This is a genomic window from Terrabacter sp. P5_B1 (assembly GCF_056400505.1).
This window is the reverse complement of record NZ_JBFULD010000005.1, coordinates 25,826-35,440: the sequence shown is the minus strand read 5'-3', so window position 1 is coordinate 35,440 and position 9,615 is coordinate 25,826. Positions and strand designations below refer to the sequence as shown.

Genomic DNA, 9,615 nt, shown 5'->3' with positions numbered 1-9,615 from the left:
CGGAGATCGAGTGGGCCAAGGTCAACCTGCTGACACCGCAGTCGTACGCCGCCCGCGCCCGTGAGCAGCGCCGTGAGCCCCCCGGCCTCGACCTCACGGCCATGGCGCGGCTCTTCGAGGCCTACGAGGACGTCAAGCAGCGGCGCGGGGTCATCGACTTCGAGGACGTCCTGCTCCTCACCGTCGGCATCCTCGACGAGCGCGAGGACATCGCCCGGACGGTGCGGGGGCAGTACCGCCAGTTCGTCGTCGACGAGTACCAGGACGTCAACGACCTGCAGCAGCGGCTGCTCGACCAGTGGCTGGGGGAGCGCAAGGACCTCTGCGTCGTCGGTGACCCCGCCCAGACGATCTACTCCTTCACCGGGGCCAGCCCCCGACACCTCGTCGGCTTCCCCCAGCGCTTCCCGGGGGCCCAGGTCGTGCGGCTCGTCCGCAACTACCGGTCGACCCCGCAGATCGTCGGTCTCGCCAACACCATCGTCGCCTCGGGCACGCAGGCGGCCCGCGAGGGCGCGGTGCGCCTGCTCGCGCAGTCCGAGCCCGGCCCTGCCCCCGAGCTGACGAGCCATCCCGACGACCCGGCAGAGGCGGCCGCCGTCGCGGAGCGCATCCGAGCGCTCGTGGCCGGTGGGCATCCCGCCGCCGAGATCGCGATCCTCTTCCGCACCAACGCCCAGTCCGAGGCGTTCGAGTCGGCCCTGACCGACGCGGGGGTGCCCTACCTCGTGCGTGGCGGTGACCGCTTCTTCGCGCGCAAGGAGGTGCGTGACGCGATCCTGCTGCTGCGTGGTGCTGCCCGCAGCGACGACGGCGACAAGCCGCTCGGCGAGATCGCGCGCGACGTCATCACCRGGGCCGGCTGGTCGCACGAGCCGCCGTCGGGCGGCGGGGCGACCCGCGAGCGCTGGGAGTCGTTGACCGCCCTCACCACGCTGGCAGACGACATCGCCGTCGCAGCGCCCGAGGCGCGGCTGCCCGAGCTCGTCGCCGAGCTCGACCGTCGCGCCGCCGAGCAGCACGCCCCAGCCGTCCAGGGTGTGACGCTGGCCAGCCTGCACGCGGCGAAAGGGCTCGAGTGGGACACCGTCTTCCTCGTCGGCGCCTCCGACGGCCTCATGCCGATCTCGATGGCCGAGGGTCCCGATGCCATCGAGGAGGAGCGCCGGCTGCTCTACGTCGGACTCACCCGAGCGCGCCAGCAGCTCTTCCTTTCGTGGTCCGGCGCTCGCACCCCGGGTGCCCGTGCCACGCGCCGCGTCTCGCGCTTCCTCGCCCCGGCCGCCGACATCCTCGGCCAGGGCGCACGCAGCGAAGCCCGCTCCGGTGGCTCCAAGCGGTCCGCTCCCAAGGTGGCCCGTCTCGCGCACTGCCGCGGCTGCGGAGCCGAGCTGGTCTCTGCCGCCCAGCGCAAGACCGGCCGCTGCGACGACTGCCCGCCCACGTACGACGAGGCGACGTTCGAGCGGCTGCGCGCGTGGCGGCTGGCCGTCGCGCGCGAGGCGAGCGTGCCGGCATTCGTCGTCTTCACCGACGCGACGCTCACCGCGATTGCCGAGAGCGCGCCGACCGACGAGGGCGGGCTCGCGCTCATCAGCGGGGTCGGCGCGCGCAAGATCGAGCAGTACGGCAGCGACGTCCTGACGATCCTCCGTGGTGCTGACCCGCAAGAATTGATCGAAAGTCGTTCTGCAGCAAAGGAATCCGCAGGATAGGCGTGCTCCGTAAAAATAAGTTCCTGAAACTTCGCTAAATCAGTTGTTCGCCCGCGAGGCGCACGCCTATCCTTGTCGAAGTCAAGCCCAGTGGTCTCGGTGGCCAGCTGGGACCCGTGAGCAGAAGTGAGGAGGTCGGCCTGATGGACAACACCACGATGACGATGAACGCAGCTTCCTGCGTCCTTTCCGTGCGTCTGCGGCCGACCACCGGCCAGGTCCGCCTTGCGGCCACTCTCGCTCCGCAGCAGGGGACCACTGTGTCCGTCGCCGCCTTCATGGGTGGCCGTGTCGCCGACTTCCGCGCCCCGGTCCAGGGAGACGTCTCGGTCACGGGCCGCACGTCCGCCCCCTCCTACAAGATCCGCGATGTCGTTCGCTCCCGCTCTGGGAGGCCCCCGGTCTGACCAGACCCGAAGCCTCACCTCCAGGCCGCGAACCCGACATCACCGGGTCCGCGGCCTTCGTGTTTCTCCGGGCAGGTTCCCGGCCGATCGCCGCTCCACGTGTACGAACCGACACCGCCAGAAGAGCACCCGACCGGGTGCCTGACAGATCAGGGACACAGATGACTCCCCGGATGCCGAGCAACAGGACCGAGACGTGCACCACCGGTGCGGGCCTTCGGACCAGACCAGACACGAGTGAGCAGGGGCGCTCCACCACGGGCGCCCAGGAGACGGAGGTGAGAACGATGCAGCTGACCGAACTGATCGACATGCGGGCCGAGGCCGAGCAGGTCGGCGAGACCATTCCCTGTCGCGACTACGACGCGGAGCTCTGGTTCGCCGAGCGACCCGAGGACGTCGAGTTCGCCAAGACGCTCTGCGGGCTCTGCCCCGCGCGTGTCCAGTGCCTTGCCGGAGCGCTCGAGCGCCAGGAGCCGTGGGGCGTCTGGGGCGGGCAGCTGCTCGTCCAGGGCGCCGTCGTGGCTCGGAAGCGGCCCCGCGGCCGTCCACGCAAGCACCCCGTGGCCGCCTGAGCCTGCGTGAGAACGCATGTCCCGGACGCCGACCCCAGCAGACCACAACCCTTTCCACAGACCAGGAGAACGTCATGAACCAGCTCGAGATGCTGGCTCGCGACCGGATCAACCAGCGCAGTCAGCGCCAGGAACGCAGCGGCATCCGTCGCAGCGCCCGGCTGATCGCCGAGGAGATCCGCGCCAGTCGACGCCACAGCACGAAGTGAACGACCGCGCCGCGAAGCGCGTTGCAGGACAACTGAATCGAGTGAGCGAGCCGCGGGTGACGCGCACGTCACCCGCGGTTCCGCATGTCGAGGGCCGACGGGCCAGCATCTGAACGAGCCGCTCCGCACTCCCTCTGCCAACGCGCTCCCGCGTGGCGCCGCGTCTGGCCCCCGGATCGGCGGATACTCGAGAGAGGAGAAGGGAGAAGCCCATGAACGCTTCAACCGGTACGTCGGCTCACGGCCAGCAGCTCGTCTGCTCCGGCTGCGGCGCGACACCGCCGCCCGACGAGCAGGCCGCGGCCCGGCTCTCGTGGAGTCGAGGCTCTGACGGTGGGCGCACGACCTGGACGTGCCAGCGCTGCAGCCGCGAGAACCTCCGCTCGATCGAGAGCAAGCTCGACCCCGCCTGGTGGTGACGGGCGCACAGCGCCGGTCGGTCAGCCGGCGGCGGCGACCGGCGGCAGGTCGGCGCCGGGAAGCAGCTCGTTGACGATGGCCCGTCCGTGGACGGTGCCGCCGAGCTGGCTGAGTACGCCGATGCCCCCACCCCACACGCGGTGGATGAGGAGGTACTCGGGCGGCAGGTTGAGCTTGTACGCGACGGCGTAGTTGGGCTGCCGAGGGTCGTTGATGTGGGCGAAGACCCCCCGGAGCCAGTCGCGGCTGAAGGTGAAGGTGTCGGTGCGGAAGGGCGCCATGAAGGGCTCGAGGTAGTCGAGCAGCCGCTGCGGGTCGAGGTCGATGCGCTGCTTGACGAAACCGATCTCGCGCAGGCCCGCGAGCACGTCCTCGGCACTGCCCTCGAGGCCGGTGGTCAGCAGCGGCCCGATCTCCGGCGGCATGCCGTCGGGGAGCCGGTTGACGGCGCCGAAGTCGATGACGCCCAGGCGACCGTCCGGCGTGATGCGGAAGTTCCCCGGGTGGGGGTCGGCGTGCAGCAGGCCGGCGCGCGCCGGTCCGGCCAGCAGGAAGCGCAGGTAGAGCTGCGACGCGGTGTCGCGCTGCTCCTGGGTGCCCTCGGCGATGATCCGCGAGAGCGGCAGGCCCTCGAGCCACTCCGACACGATGACGTGCTCGCGGCCCTCGACGACGTGTGGCACGGCGAAGTCGGGGTCGCCCTCGAAGGCCGCGGCGAAGGTCGCCTGCGACTCGGCCTCGAGGCGGTAGTCGAGCTCCTCGGCCATCCGGTCGCGCAGCTCGTCGAGGATCGGGCCGAGCTCGATCCCAGGCACCCAGCCGGCGGCGACCTTGGCCACCCGGCTGATCTGGCGGATGTCGCTCATCAGAGCGGCGCCGGCGCCGGGGTACTGGATCTTCACCGCGACGTCGCGGCCGTCCTTCCAGACCGCGCGATGGACCTGGCCGATCGAGGCAGAGGCCACCGGATGGTCGTCGAACGAGGTGAACTTGCTGCGCCAGCGGGTGCCGAGGTCGGCGCGCAGCACGCCGTGCACCGAGGTGGTCGGCATCGGCGGCGCGCTGTCCTGGAGCTTGGTGAGCATCGCGCGGTAGTGCACGGCGAGGTCCTCGGGCAGGGCCGCCTCGAAGATCGAGAGGGCCTGCCCGAACTTCATCGCGCCGCCCTTGAGCTCCCCGAGCACCTGGAAGAGCTGCTGGGCCGTGCGGGCCTGCAGCTCCGCCGCCACGATCTCGGCGGGCCGGCCCCCGAGGCGCTTGCCGAGGCCTAGGGCGGTGCGGCCGGCGAAGCCGAGCGGCACCGAGGCGAGCTTGGCCGAGCGCACGACGGCCTTGCGGGGCAGATCGGTCACATCGCACCTCCTCGGGCGGTTCGGCAGGTCTCAGGCGGGGCCCGGGCCGCCGTCACGGCGGCGACACGACACCATCGCCAAGCGGCGGTTCGGCGCCCACGCTCGACTCTATGTGTACCCGTTCGCGCAGCTTCACCTGACCATCCGTACAGCCTTCGGCGTGTGGGACGAGGGACGGCCAGGCGGTCATCGGCAACCATCGGCACGTCGGCACGGCGGGAGCAGGTCACGCCTCACGCTGCAGTGATCCGTCCAGGGAGTGACAAGCACTCGCAGGACCGCCGGGAGCTCCGGTCGTCGCCGTGCGAACCGGATGCTCGGGGCAGAGCGGATGGGGCGGCCAGCGACGGTGGTCCATCCGGGGCCACGGGAGGCTGACCTCGACCGAGACGCCCGGCGGGGACGGGTGGCCCTCGAGGACGCCCATGACCAGGAGCGTCACGGTGCCGACGACGACGTGGGCGAGTCCCGGACTCAGCGCGTCGTGCCGGCCTTCGGGCGGCCCCGCCAGTGCGAGGGTGCGACCCCGTGCGGCCTGGCTCATCACAGCCGGCCAGGCATCGTCGCGGTCGGCTCGGTGGCGTTCCAGGCACCACAGGCAGGGGGCGCCGGGTGAGGCGTCGACAAGGGGCCCGACGACGGTTCGCGGGCCGGCGGGGGTCACGGGCAGGTGGGGTACCTCGTGCCGCAGCCACAGCTGTCCACGGCGCGGATCGACCACCGGTGACCCGACGAGGACCACGACGTCGGGTCGTGGTCGCAGCGGTGACGCCACGGCCCGGTCGACGGCCGCGCGACCGTGCACGACCGTCGTGCCCGCCTGCACCAGCGCCTCAGCGATGCCGGAGGCCACCTCCCCGCAGCCGTCGACGACGACACGTCCCGTCCGGTCAGGCTCCGAGCCGGGGAAGGGCAGTGTGCGGTCGGTGAGCAGGCCCAGGTCGGTCGTCAGCTCGAGGAGGGCCCGCCACCTCGCGGATGCGATCCCGGCCCCTGCCGCCACCTGGTCGGTCAGTGCGAGCGGGAGTGCGCCGTCGAGGCGGGCGAGCAGCTCGACCTCGGCGAGGGTGATCCCCGTGACGACGGGGCCGCCCGGCAGCACGCCGAACTGGACCTCGCCGGGTCGTCGTACCAGTGGCCGCAGCCAGACGGGCAGACGCGGGTGGGGCGGGACGGCAGCTGCTGACATCGGACCTCCAGACCCGGTGGCGCCACCGACGGACGCCACCCTCGGTCGTCAGGCTCGCAGCCGCCCCGGCTCCCGCGTGGGCGTCGTCCACAGCCGGGGCGCGGTGTCACGTGTCCGGGCGCGTACGAAGGGGCGGGACCGTGTGGTCCCGCCCCTTCGATGTGCGGCGTCAGCGACGCCGCCGCGACCTGGTCAGGCCTTGCCCAGAATGCGGTTCAGGTTCGTGCCGCAGACGGGGCACTGTCCCTTGGCCATGCGGCGACCGTTGTCGGAAACGACAACCTTGCCCTCGGCCTCGCGCTTCTCCTTGCACTTCACGCAGTAGAACTCGCCCTTGTAGGTCTCGTCAGCCATTGATGTCTCCTTGTAGATGGCACCCATCCGACGGGTGCCTCGACTCGTTCAACCCTAAGGCACGCTGAGCACGAAATCATGCTCATCCCCGCTTGGCGCGCCCGTCAGGAGTGCGGTATGACGCGCGGGCGTGGCCGTGTCGGGCCCACGCTGCGGACCGTTGTCCCCGCCCTGACCTACCCTGCCCTCATGACGACGGTGCGACGTGAGGTGGTGCAGACGGTGGTCGACGGCGTGACCGTCGAGGTCCGCCGCAGCGCCAAGCGTCGCCGCACCGTCTCGGCCTACCGCCAGGAGGGGCGCCTCGTCGTCCTGGTCCCGGCGCGGATGAGCCGTGCCGAGGAGGGGGAGTGGGTGCGCACGATGGTGGCGCGCATCGCCGCCTCCGAGCAGCGTCGGCAGCGCAGCGACGGCGACCTCGAGCAGCGTGCGCTCGCCCTGTCGCGCGAGCACCTCGGTGGCCGGGCCGTGCCCGCCAGCGTGCGCTGGGTGTCCAACCAGAACTCGAGGTGGGGTTCGTGCACTCCGGCTGAGGGCTCGATTCGCTTGTCCGACAAGCTCCGTGGCATGCCGGGGTGGGTCGTCGACTACGTCCTGCTCCACGAGCTCGCACACCTGCTGCAGCCGGGGCACGGGCCGGAGTTCTGGCAGCTGCTGCGCGGCTATCCCCGTCTCGAGCGGGCTCGCGGCTACCTCCAGGGTGTCTCCGCGGCCGCCGGTCTCGACCTCAGCGACGAGTGAGCGCGACCGCCCGCGCCACCGGACGGCATACGACCACGTCTGCCGTGACGCTGCGCCCAGCCGTCCGCGCGGTCAGCGGGGGAGCCGGCGCCGGGCGGCGTCGACGAGCGGCCGCAGGTCGTCGGCGGTGCCCTCGGGAAGAGCGTCGACCGGCCACCACCGCACGTCGATCGACTCCCCGCTGACGGCGGACGCGGCAGACCGTGGTGACACGGCTGCGAACCTGATGTCGAGGTGCTCTCGGCAGCTGCCGAAGTCGCCGGAGAGGACATGGCGATCGAGCTGGACGATCGGCGGAAGGGCCGAGATGTCGGATATGCCCGACTCCTCGCGCGCTTCCCGCGTCGCTGCGTGCCACACCGAGGCGTCGCTCGGCTCGAAGTGGCCGCCGAACTGGAACCACTCGCGCGCTCGACGGTGCAGGGTGAGCAGGACCGAGGTGCCCTCCTCGTCGAGCACGATGACGCTGCCGGTGAGGTGAGCCGACGGGCCGGCCTTGCTCATGGCGTCGGGGTGCGCGAGCAGGTGCTGGAGGAAGTCGAGCCGCAGTCGTTCCTGCTGGTCGTCTGGGGCCTCCCACGACTGCAGCCGGGCGACGGCGTCGGCGTGCAGGCGCAGCCACCCGGCTGCGTCATCGTCCGAGGTCTCCGCCAGGCCGAGCGGGTTCGCGCTGGAGCCTGTCACCGCGTGGGGCCCGCGTCGGCGTCGCCACCCGGCTGCTCGTCGTCGCCGTCGGAGCGGTCGTCGTCGACCGTCGAGCCGGGCGCCGTGCCTCGCTCGCGGTCAGCCTCCTCGAGGATGCCCTGCAGCACGGAGTCGAGGTCGTCGCCGAGCCCGGCACCGACGGCCTCCGGGGTGCCCGCCGCACGGGCAGCACCTTCGCCGGTGGCCCGCTCGACGAAGCCGATGAGGTCGTCGAGGTCGGCCGAGGTGGGCGCGAGGTCGGGGTGGGCCCAGCGGCCGTCGCGCAGGGTGGCTCCGCCGGTGCTCTCGAGCGCGGCCCAGAGGTTCGCGGCGTCGCGCAGCCGGCGCGGGCGCAGCTCGAGCCCGACGAGCCCGGCGAACGTCTTCTGCGCCGCGCCGCCGACGCGCCGGCGGCGGATCGTCTCGGCCAGTGCCGCCGACTGCGGCAGGTGCTGCGCCGTCGTGCGGTCGGTGACGTGGTCGACCCAGCCCTCGGCCAGGGCGAGGAGCGTCTCGAGGCGGTCGAGCGCAGCGCGCTGAGCCGACGTGGGCTGCGGCCGGAAGAGGTTGCCCTGCAGGGCCGAGCGCAGGGCCTCGGGGTCGGACGGGTCGATCGTCGACAGCGCGGACTCGATGGCCTCGGTGTCGATGGTGATGTTGCGGGCGTAGTCGGACACCGCCGAGAGGAGCTGCGGCCCGAGCCACGGCACCTCGGAGAAGAGCCGGACCCGCGCGGCCTCGCGCACGGCCAGGTACAGGCGCACCTGCGCCACGTCGATCTCGAGGGACTCGGCGAGCTGTGCGACGTTGCCGGGCAGCAGGGCGACGACGCCAGGCTCGGTGAGCGGCAGCCCCACCTCGGTCCCGCTCACGACCTCCGTCGCCAGTGTGCCGACGGCCTGCCCGAGCTGGGCCGAGAACATCTGCCGACTGAGGTTGCCGAGCATCGGCGCCCACTGCTCGACCATCTCCCGAGGGTCGAACCCCTCGGGCAGGCCCTCGGGCAGCGCCTCACCGAACGCCTCGGGGCCGAGCTCGCCGACCTGCTTGCGCATGGCGTCGGAGGTCGCGGCCGTGACGCCGTCGGAGACCGGCTCGATCAGCTCGAACCAGCGCGGCATCGTCGCCTCGATCCACTCGGCGCGGCTGAGACCCGTCGCGCGCCAGGCGGGGGAGGCCAGCGTGGTCTGCTCGTCGAGCCACAGGGTCGCGACCGAGACGGCGTCGGCTACGGCGCGGGCGGCCGCGGCGTCGTGGACGTCGTTGCCCTCGACGGTCATCACGTGGCGGCGGGCGACCTCGGTGGCCATGTCACGTGACCCGGTCGGCGACTCCTGCGCCGCCATGAAGGTCCCGAGCTGCGCTCGCATCGCGGCCTGCGTCGCGGGGTCGGTCGGGTCGACTCCCATGCTCTTCATCACCTCGGCGAGCTCGGGGTTGTCGGCGGCCTCGCCCAGCACCCTCTCCAGCATCGCGCCGAGGTCGGAGGGGTCCATGCCACCGAGGTCGGGCAGCCCTGGGAGACCCCCGCCCGGCCCGCCGCCGAAACCTGCGCCGAAGCCGGCAGGGCTCGAGCCGCTGCCGGGTGAGCCGGCTCCGGGACGGTTCAGGGGCAACCCGAAGGGGGATTCGCCGCGAGTCCGGTCCGCGTCGCCGGAGCCCGGGTGGTCGTCAGGGGCGCCCTGCTGGTCGGGGCCGTCCTGCTCCTCGCTCGCGTCCGCGGGCAGGTCGCCCGGGACCTGTCCGCGCGCGTCGTCCTCGTCGCTGCGGTCGTCTTTCCGGTCGTCGCTGCGGTTGTCGTCACTGCGTCCACGGTCGTCGGCCATGCCTGCTCATCCCCAACTCGAACGGATCTCCTGCCGGCCGTGTGGCCGCACATCAAGACAACCACGGATGGACCCGGTTGGTTCCCGCGGATCCGGCCCGGCGGGACGGTCGCGAGACACGGGCGCCGGCGCCGCGGCATACG

General features: G+C 72.2%; 11 protein-coding genes. 6 read left to right on the top strand and 5 right to left on the bottom strand.

Annotated elements, in window-relative coordinates:
* The 5 genes from AC1DP0_RS01070 to AC1DP0_RS01050 all read left to right on the top strand — a co-directional run.
* Window positions 1-1,715 (top strand): ATP-dependent DNA helicase UvrD2 (locus tag AC1DP0_RS01070; RefSeq protein WP_478081976.1); only part of this gene is annotated, 1,715 nt, incomplete at its 5' end.
* Window positions 1,716-1,858: 143 nt separating this feature from the next.
* Window positions 1,859-2,122 carry a hypothetical protein gene (locus tag AC1DP0_RS01065; RefSeq protein ID WP_478081974.1) on the top strand — a complete coding sequence of 88 codons (264 nt, stop codon included), beginning with the start codon at window positions 1,859-1,861 and terminating at the stop codon, window positions 2,120-2,122.
* 287 nt (window positions 2,123-2,409) lie between these two features.
* Window positions 2,410-2,697: a WhiB family transcriptional regulator gene (locus AC1DP0_RS01060; protein ID WP_442280047.1), complete on the top strand. Its 288-nt coding sequence runs from the start codon at window positions 2,410-2,412 to the stop codon at window positions 2,695-2,697.
* A 74-nt stretch (window positions 2,698-2,771) separates the two neighbouring features.
* A complete protein-coding gene (locus AC1DP0_RS01055; protein WP_442280048.1) occupies window positions 2,772-2,906 on the top strand; it encodes a hypothetical protein in 135 nt (44 codons plus the stop codon).
* 212 nt (window positions 2,907-3,118) lie between these two features.
* Window positions 3,119-3,325: a hypothetical protein gene (locus tag AC1DP0_RS01050; RefSeq protein ID WP_478081972.1), complete on the top strand. Its 207-nt coding sequence runs from the start codon at window positions 3,119-3,121 to the stop codon at window positions 3,323-3,325.
* 21 nt (window positions 3,326-3,346) lie between these two features.
* Here AC1DP0_RS01050 and AC1DP0_RS01045 read toward each other — a convergent pair whose 3' ends face one another.
* The 3 genes from AC1DP0_RS01045 to AC1DP0_RS01035 form a co-directional block, all read right to left on the bottom strand.
* On the bottom strand, window positions 3,347-4,678 hold the full coding sequence (locus tag AC1DP0_RS01045) for an ABC1 kinase family protein (RefSeq protein ID WP_478081970.1): 1,332 nt from the start codon (window positions 4,676-4,678) through the stop codon (window positions 3,347-3,349).
* Window positions 4,679-4,904: 226 nt separating this feature from the next.
* Window positions 4,905-5,867: a hypothetical protein gene (locus AC1DP0_RS01040; protein WP_478081968.1), complete on the bottom strand. Its 963-nt coding sequence runs from the start codon at window positions 5,865-5,867 to the stop codon at window positions 4,905-4,907.
* 192 nt (window positions 5,868-6,059) lie between these two features.
* Window positions 6,060-6,221: a DUF5679 domain-containing protein gene (locus AC1DP0_RS01035; RefSeq protein ID WP_020143053.1), complete on the bottom strand. Its 162-nt coding sequence runs from the start codon at window positions 6,219-6,221 to the stop codon at window positions 6,060-6,062.
* A gap of 189 nt (window positions 6,222-6,410) precedes the next feature.
* Here AC1DP0_RS01035 and AC1DP0_RS01030 point away from each other — a divergent pair, with 189 nt between their 5' ends.
* Window positions 6,411-6,962, top strand: a complete 552-nt coding sequence (locus AC1DP0_RS01030) for a YgjP-like metallopeptidase domain-containing protein (RefSeq protein WP_478081966.1) — start codon at window positions 6,411-6,413, stop codon at window positions 6,960-6,962.
* Between the two features lie 72 nt (window positions 6,963-7,034).
* On the opposite strand, the gene AC1DP0_RS01025 is transcribed toward AC1DP0_RS01030, so the two are convergent.
* A complete protein-coding gene (locus AC1DP0_RS01025) occupies window positions 7,035-7,646 on the bottom strand; it encodes an NUDIX hydrolase (RefSeq protein WP_478081964.1) in 612 nt (203 codons plus the stop codon).
* Window positions 7,643-9,472, bottom strand: coding sequence for a zinc-dependent metalloprotease (locus AC1DP0_RS01020; protein WP_478081962.1), 1,830 nt, complete (start codon window positions 9,470-9,472; stop codon window positions 7,643-7,645). The genes AC1DP0_RS01025 and AC1DP0_RS01020 overlap by 4 nt, the downstream gene beginning before the upstream one ends.
* Between the last annotated feature and the right edge of the window lie 143 nt (window positions 9,473-9,615).